This window comes from Atlantibacter subterraneus, from assembly GCF_007570865.1.
Classification (GTDB): domain Bacteria; phylum Pseudomonadota; class Gammaproteobacteria; order Enterobacterales; family Enterobacteriaceae; genus Atlantibacter; species Atlantibacter subterraneus.
This window is the reverse complement of the sequence record NZ_VLPS01000010.1, coordinates 160,626-179,058: the sequence shown is the minus strand read 5'-3', so window position 1 is coordinate 179,058 and position 18,433 is coordinate 160,626. Positions and strand designations below refer to the sequence as shown.

The window sequence follows — 18,433 nt, the reverse complement described above, 5'->3', positions numbered from 1 at the left end:
TAAACGGGGGGAGCGATCCCCCTTCCCATAACGACTTCTCTCAACGGGAGAGGAACATCATGCATAACACTCAACAACTCCGTATGGGCTACATATGGATGATTTGCCTGGTCGCCGCCTGCGGCGGCCTGTTATTCGGTTACGACTGGGTGGTGATTGGCGGGGCAAAACCCTTCTACGAGGCCTATTTTAATATTACCGACCCGGCGCTGTCCGGCTGGGCGATGAGCTCGGCGCTGGTGGGCTGTATTTTTGGCGCGTTTATCTCCGGCTGGTGCGCCGACAAACTAGGCCGCAAAATCCCGCTGATTATCGCCGCGATCCTGTTTACGCTTTCCGCCTGGGGCACGGCGGTCGCCACCCACTTCGATCTGTTTGTGGTGTTCCGAATCGTTGGCGGCATCGGCATCGGCCTGGCCGCTGCGGTGAGCCCGATGTATATCGCCGAAGTCAGCCCGGCGGAAAAGCGCGGCAAGTTCGTGGCGATCAACCAGCTCACCATCGTGATCGGCGTGCTGGCGGCACAGCTGATTAATCTGGCGATTGCCCAACCGGTCGCCTCCAACGCCACGCTGCTGGAAATCCAGCAGAGCTGGAACGGCCAGATGGGCTGGCGCTGGATGTTCGCCGCCTGTGGGGTGCCGTCGTTCCTGTTCCTGGTAATGATGTTCTTTGTGCCGGAATCCCCGCGCTGGCTGGCTTACGCAGGGAAAACCGAACGCGCCCGCAAAACATTGCTGAAAATCGGCTCACAAAGCTATGCCGACACCACGTTGTCAGACATCAAACAGACCCTCAGCGCCGATGCCAACGCCCAGAAGGTAAGCTACTCGGCGCTGCTGGAGCCGAAAGTGAAGCCGATTATCATCATTGGCATGGTGCTGGCGGTGTTCCAGCAGTGGTGCGGGATTAACGTCATCTTTAACTACGCGCAGGAGATTTTCGCCTCAGCCGGTTTCGATATTAACAGCACCCTGAAATCGATTGTCGCCACGGGCTTAATCAACCTGGTGTTTACCATCATCGCCCTGCCGCTGGTGGATAAGCTGGGCCGCCGCAAACTGATGCTGATTGGCGCAGCAGGCCTGACGGTGATTTATGCGCTGATCGCCGCGGCCTACGGTCTGGGCATTCTCGGCTGGCCGGTGCTGGTACTGGTGCTTGCCGCCATCGCCATCTATGCGCTGACGCTCGCCCCGGTCACCTGGGTACTGCTGTCGGAAATTTTCCCCAACCGGGTGCGCGGCCTGGCGATGTCGGTGGGTACGCTGGCGCTGTGGGTGGCGTGCTTTATTCTCACCTACACCTTCCCGCTGCTCAACGCCGGTCTGGGCGCGGCGGGCAGCTTTATGCTCTACGGGGTGATTTGCGCGGCAGGCTACATTTTCGTGCTGCGCAAAGTGCCGGAAACCAAAGGCGTGACGCTGGAAGCGCTGGAGAAACAAATGGCAGGCGGCGATCCGCTGCATGCGCCCACTGCTCAACGCGTGAATCCGTAATGGAGATCTTTACGCTGCAAAACCCGCATCTTCGGATGCGGGTGACTTCGCAAGGCGCGGCGCTGCTGGCGCTGGACACTGCCGATAAACAACCGATCCTCCGTGCCTTGCAGGACAATGCGTCGTTCCATCCTGGCGATAGTGCGCTTTTTCCAATGCTGCCTCTGGCGAACCGGGTGGCGGAAAACCGTTATCCCCAGGGTAAAGAGACCGTTGAATTACCTGGCAAACCCGGCGATCCAGAAGGTTTTTTACACGGCAACGGCTGGCTTGAGAAATGGGTAGCCTGTGAGACTGCACCGGATGCCATCACGCTGCACCTGCGGGCAATCGAACGTTGCGGTTTCGATTACCATGCGCAACTCACCTACGCTCTCGAAGGCCACCGTTTTATCGCAAAGTTAGTAATTACTCACTGCGGTGCCACGCCAATGCTCTACGGCGGCGGATTTCATCCCTTCTTTGCCAAAACGCCAGACACGCAGTTGCACTTTTCCGCTGGCGGATACTGGCCTGAGGACGCCCGGCATTTACCGCTGGCATGGTCATCCACCTTGCCCGCAACGCTGGATTTCGCCAGGCCGCGCCTTCCCGGCGCACGGTGGATTAACAACGGTTACTCCGGCTGGAGCGGGGTGGCCCGGCTTATCAGCGCCGGGCGTGAAGTCATACTGCGCAGCGATACGCCCTGGCTGATGGTTTACCAGACTGAAACAAGCGAGTTTATTTGCCTGGAGCCGCAAACCCATCCGGTTAACGCCCATAATTTGCCGGGGCAACCGGGGTTAAGAATGCTGGCACAGGCAGAAAGTCTGGCGTTTAGTATGGAAATCGATGTGCTAATACATTGAGCAATGCCTGACCTTTAGTCGCCTGAGGGTCAGGCTATCTATATGTGTGGATTCTCACCGTAACCGCGAACTCAGGCCTGCGTTCTGTGATTTTCCTCACAGATTGAATGCATAAAGAAAAAAATATCACTTTCACCTGTAAAAACCATTTTTCCCTCCCGGCAAGCAAGCGGCTGAAAAATAAGTTATTTATTTTTTTAGCCTCAATCAGGTTAGCGTTGATTTTTATTAGTAAAAGTCCTTTCGCCCTGATGCCAATATTTATTTTTGATTGCTCACACTGCAATAAAAAAATACCTCGGCTGTCCCTCATTGATAAGGTCGATATATTTCATAGAATATTAATCAACGTAATATCGACAGCATAATAAGGTAAACATATGAAACAACTTCGTAGCCAGGAGTGGTTTGGCCGTAAAGATAAATCAGGTTTTATTGCCAGAAGTTGGTTAAAAAATCAGGGATTGCCGAATGATGCATTTGATGGCCGTCCAGTCATTGGTATTTGTAATACCTGGTCGGAATTAACCCCCTGTAATGCGCATTTACGCGATTTAGCCGAACAGGTCAAAATGGGCGTACTGGAAGCAGGTGGTATTGCCTTTGAGTTTCCGGTGATGTCTTTGGGTGAAGCATTGATGAAGCCAACCACAATGTTATTTCGCAACTTAGCCAGTATGGACGTCGAAGAATCTATTCGCGGGAATCCCATTGATGGCGTGGTTATTTTGGCAAATTGCGATAAAACAACCCCAGCCTGTCTGATGGGCGCAGCCAGCGTTAATTTACCAACCCTGGTCGTTAGCGGCGGCCCTATGCTCAATGGCAAACACCATGGCAAAGATATCGGCTCCGGTACTGACCTTTGGAAATTTAGTGAAAATTTACGGGCCGGTATTATCACGCAGTCTCAGTTTGACCAGAGCGAAAACGATATGTCGCGCAGCCCCGGGGCCTGCAACACGATGGGAACCGCCTCCACGCTCGCCTGCATGGTTGAAGCACTTGGCCTGTCATTGCCCGGCTCTGCTGCGATTCCCGCTGTCGATGCCAATCGCCGCCGCGTCTCACGCCTGTCAGGGCGGCGGATCGTGGAGATGGTAAAACAAGATTGTAAACTGTCAGATATTCTTATCCGACAGGCGTTTGAGAACGCAATTATTGTTAATGCGGCCATTGGCGGTTCAACAAACTTTATTCTTCATTTGTTAGCCATCGCGGGAAGAATGGAAATCCCTCTTACTCTGGATGACTTTGACCACCTGAGCCAAAACATCCCCTTACTGGTAAATTTAAAACCGTCCGGACAATATTTAATGGAGGATTTTTACTATGCTGGCGGCGTGCCTGCTGTTATAAATCAACTTCTCGACAAGCTTCACCTTGATACGCGCAATGTAAATGGGCTAACCCTGTCAGAAAATTATTCACGAAGTGAGACTTACGACCCACAGGTCATTACACCGCGTAGTAAACCGTTGCAAGAGAATGCCGGAACTATGGTATTGCGCGGAAATTTATGCCCTGACGGAGCAATTATTAAACCCTCCGCCGCCACGTTTCAATTATTAAATCATAAAGCCCGGGCTTTTGTTTTCGAAAACATTGAGGAATATAACCACCGAATTAACGATCCTGATTTACCGGTCGCTGAAAACGATATTCTGGTGTTAAAAGGCGCAGGGCCACGCGGCTATCCTGGTATGCCTGAAGTCGGCAATTTTGGTCTGCCCTTAAAACTTCTGAAACGCGGCGTGCGGGATATGATCCGTATTTCCGATGGAAGAATGTCCGGAACGGCGTTTGGAACCATCGTATTGCATGTTAGCCCTGAATCTTCGGTAGGCGGACCACTTGCGCTGGTACAAACAGGCGACATCATTGAATTAAGCTGCGAACGACGTGAGCTGACGCTGCATGTCTCTGAAGAAGAGTTATTACGCCGCCGCGCGCAATGGCAACCCGACTTACCGGATTACCCGCGTGGATATGCCAATCTTTATATTCGTACCGTTCAACAAGCTAATCTCGGGGCCGATCTGGACTTTTTAATTGGCCAGTCCGGGACCGATATCAAACGTGAACCGCATCCGGAATAACACAACAGGAGTGAATAATGAGTCAATTTTGGTCAGATGACGACATGCTTTTTTCCTTAGCCAAAGAAAAATTGTTTGTCGCGTTAGTGGGTGATGTTCTGGATACCATGGGGTTACAACATCAATTTCTTCATCCGCAACTTAAACCTATCGATCCCGACATGGTTATTATTGGTCGCGCTATGCCGGTGCTGGAAGCGGATTATTTTCAGCAGCAAGGACCAGGGCATAATGAAATTAGCGAGAAACCTTTTGGATTAATGTTTCATGCGCTGGACGATTTAAAGAAAAATGAAGTCTATATTTGCGCTGGCGGATCGCTGCGCTACGCCCAGTGGGGAGGGCTGATGTCTACGCGTGCGTTGCAGTGCGGTGCAGCGGGTGCAGTGGTTCATGGTTATCATCGTGATACCAATGAAATATTGCGGCTAAATTATCCGGTGGCCTCTTTCGGCAGTTACGCTCAGGATCAGGGACCACGTGGCAAAGTGGTTGACTGGCGGGTTCCGATTGAGCTGGACGGTATACGCGTTACGCCCGGTGATGTGATTTATGGCGATCGTGACGGCATATTAGTGATCCCCGCGCACGCCGTTGACGATGCATTCCACGGCGCGTTTGAAAAAGCTAAAGGTGAAAATGCCGTATTAACCGCCCTGCAGCAAGGAATGACCACCGTCGAGGCATTCGATAAGTTCGGGATTATGTAATATCTCGTCTATCCCATTTACTTTCTGGAGTTTTCTATGAGCAAACTCGCGCAAGGTATTGAAGCCAGCGTGATGAAAAAGGCTGGTTTAAAAATCATTCCGCTAATGGTGATGCTATATGTGATTGCCTATATCGATCGTCAAAATATCGGTTTTGCCAAATTACATATGGTTGATAGTCTGGGGTTAAGCGAAACGGCTTTTGGTTTAGGTGCCTCATTATTTTTTATCGGCTATTTGTTTTTTGAAGTGCCCAGCAACGTATTTCTCCATCGGGTAGGCGCACGTGTCTGGTTTGCTCGTATTATGTTGACCTGGGGTGCAATTACTGTAGTTATGGCCTTCACGACCAATGCAACCATGTTTTATGTTTTGCGCTTTTTATTAGGTGCGGCAGAAGCGGGGTTATATCCAGGCTTACTGTATTACATGACGAAGTGGTTTCCGCTTGCCCACCGTCCCCGTGTGGTGGGATATCTTATTATGGCAAGCCTGGTAGCCAATCTAATCGGCGCTCCGCTTAACGGCATGCTGCTTTCCATTCATGGCGCATTCAATCTTGAAGGCTGGCAATGGATATTTATCGGCACCGGCTTGCCTGCCGTACTGTTAATTTTACCGATTTTATTATGGTTGCCTGATAGCCCGGAAAAAGCGCCTTTTCTCACCAGAGAAGAAAAAATATGGTTAAACGACGCATTACAAAAAGAGCAGCAGCAACATCAGGATACCCACGTCACTGGCATCCTTAAAACACTTAAAGACAGCCGTGTTCTGCTGCTGGCGTTGGTATTAGGGTTTATCTCCTTCGGCGCATATGGCTTAAGTTACTGGATGCCAACTATCGTCAAAGGTTTCGGGGTGTCGGATTTAACCAACGGCTTTATTAATATGATCCCCTGGCTGATGGCGATCCTGATGCTCTGGTGGATGACTCGCGACCCCTCCAGAACCCGCGATCCGGTTAAAAATATTGCCTTACCGATGTTTATCGCGGCGATTTTCCTGATGGGTAGCGCGGCATTCATCGCCATGCCGGTAGTGAGTTTTTTCTGTATTACGCTGGTGATTATGGCAATCTTTGCCATTCAGCCCTGTTTCTGGACGTTGACGCGCTTTCTTGGCAATACGGCTGCCGCGGCGGGTCTGGCAGCGATAAATTCCTTAGCCAATCTTGGCGGCTTCTTTGCGCAAAACACCGTGCCCGCCGTCCGCGATTATACGGGCAGTATCAGCGCGCCGATGTACTATCTTGGAAGTTGCATGGCGGTAGGCGGCGTGGTGACGCTGTTGGTGATTCGCTACTTGCGCCGTCGTGAACAACAGGAGCATGCCATGGGCGATAGCCATGCTGTGGATACGCCGTCCTGACTCTTATTTTCTGTGAGGTGGAATGACAACTCGCACGTCCGTTTATCGCGCCCCGGCATTAAGCCGGGGCCTTCAGGTACTCATGCATCTGGCAAATTGCGGCATTCCTAAAAGCATGGGGCAGTTGGTCAGCGAACTCAATTCTTCATTTAGTCAACTTTACCGCATCGTCGTTTGTCTGGAAGAGGAAGGGTTTGTTATCCAGGATACGCAGCGTTATTACCATCTCACCGACAAACTGCTGTTACGCAATAATCCCCAGTGGGTGCATGAGCTGGCGGCTTCTGCCTGGTGCGCCGCGCAAATGAAAAATTTCACCTGGCAAACAAATCAGCCCTGTCACCTCGCAGCCCGCAGCGACAACGCCATTCGTGTACTTGCGCATGCGCATCCGGATTTCACGCCTTCAATCAGCGCACGTGAAGGCTCGGTGTTAAATACCGTTAAATCCAGTTCATCACTGCTGTTTCTGGCCATGGCGAACGATCAAGACGCATGGATGTTGATGCGAAACTACACGCTGGATCACACTCTGAGGGGCGTATTAACGGAGCACATTGCCGGGATAGCCTCTCAGGGCTACGCAGAGATCCCCCACGATCGCATTATTGGCTTAACGTCCGTGTCTTATCCCGTTAAGGGTATTGATGGTTATGCCAAAGCCGCCATCACCTGCCCTTATTTCGATCAATTACCCGGCGATTATCAGGACGTCAAACAAGCGCTGGAAACCCTCGCCACAACACTGACGGAAGAATTATGTCGAATGATGTTCAGGCCCGAGCTGGCTGCTCCCGGGCCTGAATAGGGTTTAACGCGTTTGCGAATGGCTAAAACGGGTTTCATCATTTACGCTCCAAAAGATTATCCTTGTCCGTAATTTGAAAACGCAATGAATGCCTCAGGCACATCATTTATTTTCGCGCCAGCCATTACAAATAATCGATGGTGTAATTGATTACTCCGTCTGCCTCACCGGTGGTAATGGTATCTTCAGTTTGTACATACCTGGCGGTGTAACGCATCACGGCGCTGTCGCTGCCGGTTTTAATCGCGGCCCAGGGCCACTGAATAACGCTCTTGTCAGGTTTCTGTACTTTTGCAGCCGGTTCGTCAGTCATAATTTTAAGCGCGACGCCGCTAGCATGGGTGTTTGTCGGTTCTGTTACGGCGAAATAATCCAGGAAAGCCGCATCTGCCGCGCCTGAAAGCGAGACATTCACGGTTTCTATTATCCCTTGACACCCGCTTAGCGTAATTTGCCAGGCGACCACGGTTGATGAGTCGCTGCCCTTCCCGGAAAAACTGCTTACTAATACGCTGCCCAACTCAATATCGGGAACGGTAACCTGACAGGACCCTGCCAATACGGTGCCGGTAAACTGTATCTCTTCGCCGTTGGCCCACGCCAAGGCAGGGCTCATTAATAATAAAAAGCCAGCGCCTCGCCATAAATTGAGTGCATTCATGCGGCCTCCTGTTCTTGCACCAGGCTTAACGTTTCTCTGTTCCCTGCTATGGAAACTCAACATATAAATTTGCTCTGGCGGTAAACTTTCCAGGCGCAGGCAAATTGTTGGCAGTACTTACCGGGTAAGATGTAAACTGAAAAGACCGCGTGGTTATTGCATTAGTACAGTCATCGCAGGTTAATTCAAACGGAATAAGATTCGGGTCGATAACAACGCCATTTTTGTTCTCAATCATGATGCCAATATCAAGGTTATCGGACTGAAGAATTTTAGGGTTAGTGAGATCTGGCGTGGTTTGCATTCGAACCACTAACGCCTGCGCCGGATCAATTCCGGTACATTTGAATTTCAATCGCGTTTCTTTTTTGTTAAACCCAACCGGCGGCTGGCCAGGAATACCAGTGAAATCTGAAGAGACAATCGAATCGTAATTAATAACAACAGGGTTCCAGGGCGTGCCGGCGTCGTTAATCACATCGCAGGTATTATTGCTGTGTACCATCGAATTTACATAAATCATAAATTCGGGCTTATTACTGAATTGCCCGGACGTGGTGGAGACATAAGTAGCAAACAGCGGCGTGACGACATGCATAGCCCCCACAAACGGCTTCATAATATAAAAATAGAATGTGCCCTGCCCCATTGCGCTGTCAGAAACCGGGGTATTGCAACTGGTACTGGTGTTAGCTTGCACATTATCAAAGGGCGCTGAAGGGTTACCAGGCAAATTACGTAATTGAAGCGCCATATCGACATAGCTGTTTAATTTATACCATTTTAGCCCTGACGGTGCTTGCGGATGGCTACCGGTACTGGGTGGCAACACAGCCACCGTGCGGTAATAACGCGAGCTGGCGCGGGTAACGCAACTGCAAGTAATGTTAGCATTCGCTCCCCAGTTTTGGGCACCGCTGTAAAAACCAGGCTGGTTCCAGAAATCAGTGGCATTAACATCATAATCGACAGTATATTGATTCGCTCCTCCGCCAAGAATACTTCCCACCGGCGCGCAGGGTTCAGCCTGACTCGGGGCAGAATAGCTGAAATATAAAGATGTAATAGTGATAATTAAACCCGTTAATTTTCTAAACATCTTCAGAGACACTCCTGAGTTTTACTAATAAATGTGGTTTGCTGCGATTGTTCTTTCGCTAACGACAGTTGGAGATCGTAAGGTGCCCGACATTTTTCCGCTGCGCTTCCTCCCCACTGAGCGGATAACGCGCCCTTTTCTTGCAAACCGGTTAGCCATACCTGCCCATCATCGCCGACTACGGAAGATAGCGGTTCCTTTGCTGTATCATTTTCTAATGTAACGATGGCACCAAAAGGCAAGGGCTTATTTTTATACAATAATGTCATGAGCACCCGATTCCCGATTCGCGTTGGAAATTCAACATAGGCAATTGCGCCTTTTGTTGGAATAGCCTGCTTCTGGGACTCAAGTATGTCGATTTTTTCGTTTAATCCTCGGGTATCCAACGTGATATTAGTCATACGGTAAGAAGCCGATCCTGGAACAACCGCATAACCAAATCTGTCAGTATGAATATTCGTACCATTAATAATCATTACGTCAGCAGCATCAGGGGTGTGAACCAGAATATTATTGCTTTCATTAAGCGGTTGTCCCAGGGTTATACCACCGCTATGGGCCATTATGCTTCCTTCAAGGTTATAATTATAATTATGTGTATGGGCATCATAACCATAACCGGCACTGGCATTCAGAGCTGAGCCGGTATAGCCAAGTGATGCATACCCACCATATCCCGGATCGTCATTAATATAAGTTTGCTGTACGTTATAATTGACGCTGTTATCATTTGTCGTTCCCCCAACGCTAATCTGTTGGCGGGTTTGACCATGATTGGTACTCATATTATAAGACGTATAGGAATTGGCTAATAAAATGCTGGTAGGAATACTGACTTCAAAAGAGAAGATATTGTCTGAACGATCGTAATCATTTGATTTGCTATAGCTGTACGACAAACCATAGGAAATATTTTTGATATATGAATTCCACCCCATCTGAAACAGATCTTGCGTTTTGTTGTTCCAGTATTGCTGGCGATTAAAATTTAAATAAATTGAACCAATATCATTAAAATTCTGGGTGATATTCCCCTGCAACTGGCTTCTTAAATGATAATTATCCTGATAATAACTGCTATCAGCACTGTCATATTCCGCTGATTCTTGTAGGGTATAAAAATTTTTCGTCGAATAGCGATAACCAAGGATCTGCAAATTTGTTCCTGTCCAGGAAATGTTTTGGCATACAGAAAACGATACGATTGCCCGGTATATTCTGCACTATTTTTGAATAGTGTTTTTGCCCAGGTTGCATCAACCGACAGCGCCCCTAACAGGCCCAGATTCGAACTAATACCCAGCGCCACGGCCTTGTAGCGCTCAGCCAGCTGCATGCCCTCATAAACGGTGATGCCATGTTTCAGGCCCCAGAATAGCTCTTGCTGAACAAACTTTGGCCGATCGCCTTGATAGTTGCTGCGGTACTCGCCGAGCACAACAGAATAGCGTATATGCTTTTCACGAATCAGCGCAGGGATGGATGCAAAAGGCTGGGTAAATTTTCTTTCGGTACCATCAGCCTCTTTAATGATGACATCCAGATTGCCGCCGCCCGATGAGGGATAAAGATCGTTTATCTCAAATGCACCCGCGCCAACGTTAGCTTGATAAATCGTGTATCCGCCTTGTTTAACGGTAACCTGCGCATTGGATTGTGCGATCCCCCTGATTGTCGGCGCAAACCCTCGTTCGCTGTCAGGATACATGTCATCATCACTGGATAGCTGAATACCCTTGTATTGCACACTGTTAAATATTGCAGAAGGCGAATTATATTGCCCCATTATAAAAGACGACCGTAATGGCGTTATATCACGCTGCAAATAGCTATTAATGCTGTCATAACTGCTTTTCTGCTCATTGCTTTTTTGCCATGTCGAATAATTGCGTAAACGCCAGGCACCGAGATTGAGGCCATTGCGCATATTAAGATAGTAATTATTATTTTCCCCATCCATTCCAGATGACTTATCGCCTGAGTATTGGCTTCCGGTAAAATTGTAGCTGGTAAAAAGTGCAGCAATGCCTTCATCCCATAATGACGGATCAATATATCCTCTCGGCTTATTATCCAGCGCAATCTGTGGAATACTGATGTCTAATATTTGGTCTTCAAAATGAAAGGTAGCTGAGGCATCCGCAATGATTTTATTGTAAGCGATGCAAGTATTTTCGTCGTCATTGAATTTAGCGATCTCAGGGTATTTACTTATCATCACCCCTAACTGCTTCAGCAACGTATAATTGACACACGGGAATAGTTTTTTTCCAGCCTTTTCTGATCCATCAGGCGCATACGAAAATTCAATATTCTTTTTACCAATTGTCTCGACCGGCTTACCATTTAAATAGATTGTTACTCGGTAATTACCCGGCAACTGTGCACTATCATCTGATAACAACGCCAGGCTGGCAGCTTCATTCCCGGACATATTTTCCAAAAACCTCGAACTATACCTGAATTGCTCAGCTTCTGCTTTACAAGTCAGACTACCGATAAAGAGAATGTGAAAAATCGCCCTGGTATACTTGGGAATTATATTTGTCATCGTTCTGATTACATGAAGCTCCATGTATTCCTGAAATATTATTGTAGGGTTGCCGTTAAATTGTCTGTAATCCCACCAAAATCATTCATAACAGCGTAACGGATCTGGCTGTTCGACTGACATATGAATTTAACTGTTACACTATCCTTAGCTGGCACTAATCCACCTTTAATCAAATCCATTACTTTGTCAGTTGTTACACTTTTCGCAGCTGTCGCCAGTTTTGCTATTACCACGGAGTAATCACTGTTATTAATAATTTTTATATTGTCGTTATTGCACTGCCATATTAACGACACCGCGCTCTGTTCCGGGCTTCCCTGTAGCCCTTCAGGGCGATAGAACAGTTTCATGCGCGTCTTGATAGCTAACTGCAGCATGTTTTTATTCTCTTCCGGCGTCGGGGGAATTGCTTTACTGATTAAGTAGTAAACAGACTCCCGGTCCTGCGGCAAATTACCAACCGCGACCATTCTTAATTGGCTATTTTTCTGTGATTTTAATTGAAACAGCGGGGGCGTAACGACAAACTCTTTAGCGCGGATACCATTTTTATCTTCAATCCAGGACTGAATGAGATAAGTTAAATGCGTATGGTTCATTATCGGCATTGCAGCTTCTTTTTCCTGTGCCCGATAAATGACGCGCGTAGCTCCCATGCTTAAACTGCCCGCAGACTCACTCTTTTCATCAGCTAACGCATGATTTGCTATAAATAGCAAAGCCACACCAAGAAGCGGCTTAACTTTTATCATTTTCATTCCCTTGTCTGATAAATTATTAGCGCCAGGGGAAGAGTATTCCCCCGGCTTATTGCGGTATTACAGATAATTAAGCGTAAAATCCACGTCAGAGTCGGCGTAACCCGCGGTTGCTGCAGAAGCGCTGGCACCGGTATAGACGTAGGCCGCCTGGAAGCTCAATGTTGTTTGAGGCGTAAAGGTGACTGCCGTTGATGCTGCACCGGCATTCAACGCAGTGTTATCTGCATTAAAGAGTTTCAAACCAACGCCAGTCGCGGTTGCCGGCTGGCCAGCCTGACGGTTATCGCCGCCGAACTGGGAATCGTTGCCCAGACTGGATACCGCGAATGCGCCATTAATGCCAGCCAGAGGGCCGGTAAACGTTGTGGTAACGGTTTTTGTGGTTACGCTAGTATCACAATCAACCAGTTGAATAGAAAAAGGCACGGAACGGCCTTGCAGGGTAGTCGCAGTATCCTGTTTTAATTCACTGGTCGCCCACTCATTCATTTGAACATAGCCACCATTAGGAACAATCACACCGCAGGGTGCGGTAGTAATTTGCCCTCTGAAGTGGAATTGCCCATCCTTTGCCTCTGCGGTGAAAGAAGATATTGCCGCAAAAGCAGTCAGCGCCACTAATGTCAGTTTTTTCATGATGTATCCTTACTGTTTTAATTCGATAGTTATAGATGATTAATTTGTTAATGCTAAAGCGTTATGCCATACATTAATTCTCAATTATTAATCGCCAAAGTTTACCGGCGGGTATATATTAATAACTCTGGTTTCAATATCTATGAGAGTTAGTGTGTATTTGTGCACAAGCGATATAAATTTACTTTCCTTTCTGAAATTCAATATTATAAAATACGTTAGTCACATCCATATATTTTAAGAATAAACCCGTATCATTAATTGACCTCTTTCTGATAAAAGAGAAATTAATTTTTTACTTCCGGATATAAATCCAATTAAAAAAACCAGCGACATTACTATTAACTTCAATAAACACAGATAATATTTTTGAAGGGATAATGGCAGGCTAAACCTGTATGGGGGAATAAGGGGCTGGTGTCGTTAATTAATTGAACATTAGTAAAGATGCTATACGCGTATAACGTTCTTTACTGTAAACATTGGTATAGCACCTAAAACACATCGCAGGTAAGCAGCGGCAAGCCGCTTACTTTTTGCGATACTTTTCGGGAATTTCCGGCACCGGTGCGCGATCGTCAATCAGATGATGGAGAGTCAAAATCGGATGCCGCCATAACATCTTCGGCCCCGCCCAGCGCATAATTTGCTTCATCTCTTCCCGTTTGGCGGGTTGATAACAGTGGATCGGGCACTGGCGGCAGGCGGGCTTGTTATCCCCAAAGACGCATTTATCAAGGCGCTTCATGGCATAGTCATACAGCGCCTGATAATGGGCGGGCTCCGCCAGCGCCTGCGGGCTTTTGCGCTGATACAGCGCAATCATTTTCTGGATAGTGAGCTTTTCACGATCGAGGCGCGCACCCATGATGTTCTCCTGTCAGTTGCTGCTTTTGGTCTGCACCACCTGGCCAAACCCTTTGCCATCCAGCTCGGCATCCGGGGCGGCGAAAAAGTCGATGTTGAAATAGGTGTCCGGCGTCAGCAGCTCAATGCGATGCCAGTACTGCGGCGGGCTAACGCCAAACTGCCCTTCATTAATAATAACTTCAATTTCCGGCGTCTGGTCGTGCTCGTTTTTAAAACCGATATATTTTACCGCGCCGCGCATAACGGAAAGGCGACCATAGACATCTTTTTTGGTGTTGTGATGGGTTAACAGCGCCTGGGGAACCGTAGAACTGTCAAAGAAAGCGGTAGAACGGGTGTGTTTATATTCTGCAGGAATGCGATGTGCCATGAGTCTTACCTCAAAAGTTAAGTTATTTAACTTTGCTCTGCATCTTCCATGCCAAAAATAAAAACCAACAAAATCAACTAACTAAAAAATACAGATGAGAAAAATTGTCATTTTAATAGTGTCGATTTGACTATGAATAGTCTGAATGACAATTGCGCGGGTAAACCCGTGTTGCGCCAGCTTATCCTGGCGCAAGTGACAGGTCATCAATGATGGTGATTATTTGAGCGGAGTGACGCCTTTCTTGAGCAAAATATTGCCGTACTTCGCGCATTCCCGCGTCACCACGATGGCATACGCCTTGCGGGCCCGGTCGTAAAACGCGTAACGATCGATACGCTCGATTTCCGGCCCCGGCTGGCCGTTGAACAGCGCCTCGCGATAGCGGGCTTCCACGGCAGGATCGAGTTCATCGCCCTCTACCGGTGCCATCATCGCCAGCGGTGGCGCGTAGCTGTCGAGCTCAAACAGCGGGATCACGGCGGCCAATAGCTCGCTCACCGTCGAGCCGTCGGCGCGCAGCGTCTGCGGCCCGAGGCTGTGTGCCGGGAAGTGGGCATCGGCAAAAATAATCTCATCACCATGGCCCATCTCCGCCAGCACTTTCAGCAGATCCGGAGAGATTAACGGCGATATGGTTTTTAGCATGATTAGCTCCTTAGGGTTTTCCACAGATCGCGCTGCTCGCCAGGCCAGAGGGTGCGATAACTCCATTCCAGGCTGGCGCGCGCCGCATCCGCACTGGCAAACTCGCCGCAGCCCGCCCAGGCGTACAGCGCCGCGCCCACCACCGTGGTTTCTGCTTCACTGAGTATTTTAATGGGCAGCTCGAGAATATCGGCTTTCATTTGGTTCCATAGCATATTGCGGCTGCCGCCGCCTACCAGCAGCAGCTCCCGCGCGCGAAAGCCGCCGAGGGTTTCCAGCACCTGGAGATTGTTTTTCAGTTGCCAGGTGAGATTCTCCAGCGCTGCCCGGTAAAAATGGCCGCGGGTGGTGTTCAGGGTCACGCCGCGCCAACCGGAGTCGCTGCCCTCCAGCAGATTGCCCTGCATGGTGACGCCCTGCGCGCCCGGCGGTAATACCGCCGCTTCCGTCATCATCTGCTGATACACCACCGCACCCTCGCCTTGCGGCCACCAGCTTTTACGCACCCATTCCAGCACGCCCGACGCCAGCCACTGCAGGCCGGGGTTAAACCACGCCGGATGGCTATCCAGCTCGCAGGTGGAGCCCGGGTACTGCGGCAGTAAAGCGGTATTAATTTGCGCGCTGCGCACCATCAGGATTTCCCATGTGCCGGAAGACAGCACCGGCTCGCCCAGCCCCGCACCGGAGCCAAACAGCGCGAACTGCGTATCGTGCCCGGCGGCAATCACCGGAATACCGGGGCGAATGCCGAGAAAATCCGCCATCTGCGGGCGCAGTTCGCCCACCACGTCACCCGGCGCAACCTGGCGCGGGAACAGCCGCGCCGGGATGCCCGCCCGCTGTAATATCACGTCGCTAAACTCGCCGGTATGCAAATCTATCAGTTGACTGGTGCCCGCCATGGTGCGGTCGGTGGTGAATTCACCGGTCAGGCGTTGGTTAATCAGCGAGGAGATAAACAGCCAGGCATGGGCGTTTTCCAGCGCCTGCGGCTGGTTGTGCTTAAGCCAAAGCAGCTTATACAGCGTATTGAAGCTGAACTGCCCGATGCCGGAAATTTGCTGAAGGGTATGCGGATCAATGATTCGCGCAATGTCATTCATCACCGGCACGGTACGCGGGCATTTCCAGCTGATTATCGGATACAGCAGCTTGCCCTGAGCGTCGGTTAGCGCGCCGTCCACACCAAAGGTGGTGACGGTCATGGCGCGCAGATTCAGCCCGGCCAGCTGCGGGGCGATTTGCTGGCAGCATTGCTGAAACCGCTGAAGAATATGATCGAGGGACCAGTTATGCCAGGCGGGATCTTCGGCGGCGGGCTCGCTGGCATTGGCGACCACGCCCTTGGCCAGAATTTGCCCCCGGTTATCTACCGCAATCGCCCGCACGTTGGTGGCACCACAGTCGAGCACCAGAACCGCGTCTTGCATCATCAACTCTCCTGAAAAAACGGGGCGACCCGCAGGCCGCCCCGAATTCGGTTAGCGTTTGTACAATGGTCCGTAATTTTCGCAGGCGCGATAGTCCTGGCCTTCGCTGTCCATGCCGTGGGCGGCCCAGGCGGTGGGACGATAAATCGCCTCGTCATCAACGTTATGCATGCATACCGGAATGCGCAGCATCGAGGCCAGGGTAATCAGATCCGCACCCACGTGCCCGATGGTCCATACCCCGTGGTTAGCGCCCCAGTTCGCCATCACCGAATAGACGTCGCGGAACGGGCCGTTGCCGGTCACGCGCGGCGCAAACCAGGTGGTCGGCCAGGAGGAGTCGGTGCGTTTATCAAGGGTATCGTGAACGGCTTTCGGCAGCTCAACGCTCCAGCCTTCGGCGATTTGCAACACCGGCCCAATGCCTTTCACCAGGTTGATGCGGCTCAGGGTGAACGGCACGCCGCCCTGGGTCAGGAAGCGTGATGAAAAACCGCCGCCGCGGAAATACTCGTGCACCGCGGTACACCATTCCGTCGCTGCCAGACAGGCATCGGCCTCCTGCTGGCTGATTTGCCAGTGCGGCTTCATGGTCGGCTTGCCATTTTCATCCTGCTGGCGGCAGGTGCCGTCCAGTGCCGCCGAACCCGAGTTAATCAGGTGGATGATGCCCTGCTCCGCATGGCCGGTGAGTTTATGCCCGGTAACGCGTTCCACCGCCTCGGCGGACCAGTAGGTGCGCACATCGGCAAACACCTGGGCGGTGCCGGTAAGCAGATGACCAAACAGCATCGAGACGCCGTTCAGGCTGTCGTTTTCCGTCGCCACCACATAGGGCTGACGCACGCCGTTCCAGTCGAAAGAGCTGTTCAACAGCGCTTCGGCGGTGTCGCCATTCGGATATTGATCGGTCCAGTGGCGCTGCCCCTGGAAACCGGCGGCGATGGCGTTGTAGCCCAGAGACTCTTCCACACGCCCCATTTCCGCCAGTTTGCGGTTGCCCTGCATCATGTCGCGGATGCAAATCGCCATCAGCAGGCTTTCGCGCAGGATCGCCCGGTTGGCCTGCTCATCGCGGCGGTATTGCTCGGCGTTTTTATCTTCGCCAAAGCGGAAATGCTGATCGGCCCAGCTCACCGCCAGTTCCAGCTCCTGCTCGTCGTAGATCTTGTGATCGATGCGGCGGCGCAGCTCGGTCATATCGACGGCCTGCACCTTCATGCCGAGATAAGATTCAAAGAAGTTGTGATCGACAATCGAGCCGGCGATGCCCATCGACACGCCGCCCAGCGACAGATAGCTTTTGCCCTTCATGCTGGCCACCGCCAGCCCGGCACGGGCGAAGCGCAGCAGTTTTTCCTGCACATCCTGCGGGATGTCGGTGTCGCCCGCGTCCTGCACGTCGTGACCGTATATCGAAAACGCCGGCAGCCCTTTCTGGTTGTGGGCCGCTAACGCCGCCGCCAGGTAAACCGCGCCAGGGCGTTCAGTGCCGTTGAATCCCCAAATCGCTTTCGGGCGCATCGGGTCCATATCGATGGTTTCACTGCCGTAGCACCAGCACGGCGTAACCGTAATGGTCAGGCCGACGTTGTGGGTGCTGAACTTTTGATCGCAGGCGGCGGATTCCGCCATGCCGGCAATACAGGTATCGGCGATTACGCACTCCACGGTCGCGCCGCACGGGTGGCGTAATTGCTCAGCCAGCAGTTGCGCAGTGGCTTTCGCCATGTCCATGGTTTGCTGTTCTAAGGATTCGCGCACGCCCATTCTGCGGCCATCGATGACCGGGCGAATGCCGATTTTCGGTAGGGTAGTCATTGTTATTCCTCATATTTTTGAGATCGTTTCAGGTCGATACCACACCGCTGCGACAAAATCGCCGCACCAAACGGCCCGAAGGGTAAATTTGCTAACTCGAATTAGCATAGAGAGTAAAAAATAGAATCGACAACGAGTTTCGTCCTGAAGTGTGATGTTTTTCACGTACTAAACGCGTTGGTAATTTTTAAAAAGATGATGCGATCCGGCACGAAAATAATATATTCAATAAATTCAAC

General features: G+C 50.5%; 15 protein-coding genes and 2 pseudogenes. 6 read left to right on the top strand and 11 right to left on the bottom strand.

What is annotated here, in order from left to right; translation table 11 throughout:
* Positions 1-53 precede the first annotated feature (53 nt).
* The 6 genes and pseudogenes from FND52_RS20015 to FND52_RS19990 form a co-directional block, all read left to right on the top strand.
* Positions 54-1,499: pseudogene (locus FND52_RS20015) on the top strand (sugar porter family MFS transporter); the annotation flags it as partial.
* Positions 1,499-2,350, top strand: a complete 852-nt coding sequence (locus tag FND52_RS20010; RefSeq protein WP_144132892.1) for an aldose 1-epimerase — start codon at positions 1,499-1,501, stop codon at positions 2,348-2,350. The pseudogene FND52_RS20015 and the gene FND52_RS20010, both read left to right, overlap by 1 nt.
* Positions 2,351-2,730: 380 nt before the next feature.
* Positions 2,731-4,449: an IlvD/Edd family dehydratase gene (locus FND52_RS20005; protein WP_144132890.1), complete on the top strand. Its 1,719-nt coding sequence runs from the start codon at positions 2,731-2,733 to the stop codon at positions 4,447-4,449.
* A 17-nt stretch (positions 4,450-4,466) separates the two neighbouring features.
* The gene (locus tag FND52_RS20000) at positions 4,467-5,159 is read left to right on the top strand and encodes an RraA family protein (RefSeq protein ID WP_144132888.1); all 693 of its coding nucleotides are present in this window, start codon (positions 4,467-4,469) and stop codon (positions 5,157-5,159) included.
* A gap of 36 nt (positions 5,160-5,195) precedes the next feature.
* Positions 5,196-6,530: an MFS transporter gene (locus FND52_RS19995; RefSeq protein ID WP_125293842.1), complete on the top strand. Its 1,335-nt coding sequence runs from the start codon at positions 5,196-5,198 to the stop codon at positions 6,528-6,530.
* Between the two features lie 22 nt (positions 6,531-6,552).
* Complete coding sequence (locus FND52_RS19990; protein ID WP_144132886.1) at positions 6,553-7,338, top strand: helix-turn-helix domain-containing protein; 786 nt, start codon at positions 6,553-6,555, stop codon at positions 7,336-7,338.
* Between the two features lie 124 nt (positions 7,339-7,462).
* On the opposite strand, the gene FND52_RS19985 is transcribed toward FND52_RS19990, so the two are convergent.
* From FND52_RS19985 to FND52_RS19935, 11 genes and pseudogenes are all read right to left on the bottom strand, one after another.
* Positions 7,463-7,999 (bottom strand): fimbrial protein, encoded by a 537-nt coding sequence (locus FND52_RS19985; RefSeq protein WP_167509386.1) that lies wholly within the window; start codon positions 7,997-7,999, stop codon positions 7,463-7,465.
* Positions 8,000-8,045: 46 nt separating this feature from the next.
* The gene (locus FND52_RS19980) at positions 8,046-9,098 is read right to left on the bottom strand and encodes a fimbrial protein (RefSeq protein ID WP_144132882.1); all 1,053 of its coding nucleotides are present in this window, start codon (positions 9,096-9,098) and stop codon (positions 8,046-8,048) included.
* Positions 9,099-9,100: 2 nt separating this feature from the next.
* Positions 9,101-9,367: a FimD/PapC C-terminal domain-containing protein gene (locus FND52_RS21990; protein WP_244290598.1), complete on the bottom strand. Its 267-nt coding sequence runs from the start codon at positions 9,365-9,367 to the stop codon at positions 9,101-9,103.
* Positions 9,368-9,454: 87 nt separating this feature from the next.
* A pseudogene (locus FND52_RS19970) lies at positions 9,455-11,652 on the bottom strand (fimbria/pilus outer membrane usher protein); the annotation flags it as partial.
* 38 nt (positions 11,653-11,690) lie between these two features.
* Positions 11,691-12,407 carry a fimbrial biogenesis chaperone gene (locus FND52_RS19965; RefSeq protein ID WP_167509385.1) on the bottom strand — a complete coding sequence of 239 codons (717 nt, stop codon included), beginning with the start codon at positions 12,405-12,407 and terminating at the stop codon, positions 11,691-11,693.
* A gap of 66 nt (positions 12,408-12,473) precedes the next feature.
* Complete coding sequence (locus FND52_RS19960) at positions 12,474-13,052, bottom strand: fimbrial protein (protein ID WP_125293848.1); 579 nt, start codon at positions 13,050-13,052, stop codon at positions 12,474-12,476.
* Positions 13,053-13,581: 529 nt separating this feature from the next.
* Positions 13,582-13,920 carry a nitrous oxide-stimulated promoter family protein gene (locus FND52_RS19955; protein ID WP_376753051.1) on the bottom strand — a complete coding sequence of 113 codons (339 nt, stop codon included), beginning with the start codon at positions 13,918-13,920 and terminating at the stop codon, positions 13,582-13,584.
* Positions 13,921-13,932: 12 nt separating this feature from the next.
* Entirely contained in the window at positions 13,933-14,292 is a 360-nt protein-coding gene (locus FND52_RS19950) for a TehB family protein (protein WP_144132871.1), read from the bottom strand.
* A 219-nt stretch (positions 14,293-14,511) separates the two neighbouring features.
* Entirely contained in the window at positions 14,512-14,940 is a 429-nt protein-coding gene (gene fucU, locus FND52_RS19945) for an L-fucose mutarotase (RefSeq protein ID WP_144132869.1), read from the bottom strand.
* Positions 14,941-14,942: 2 nt separating this feature from the next.
* Entirely contained in the window at positions 14,943-16,376 is a 1,434-nt protein-coding gene (fucK, locus tag FND52_RS19940) for an L-fuculokinase (RefSeq protein ID WP_144132867.1), read from the bottom strand.
* A 48-nt stretch (positions 16,377-16,424) separates the two neighbouring features.
* On the bottom strand, positions 16,425-18,194 hold the full coding sequence (locus tag FND52_RS19935; protein ID WP_425277916.1) for an L-fucose isomerase: 1,770 nt from the start codon (positions 18,192-18,194) through the stop codon (positions 16,425-16,427).
* Positions 18,195-18,433: the final 239 nt, after the last annotated feature.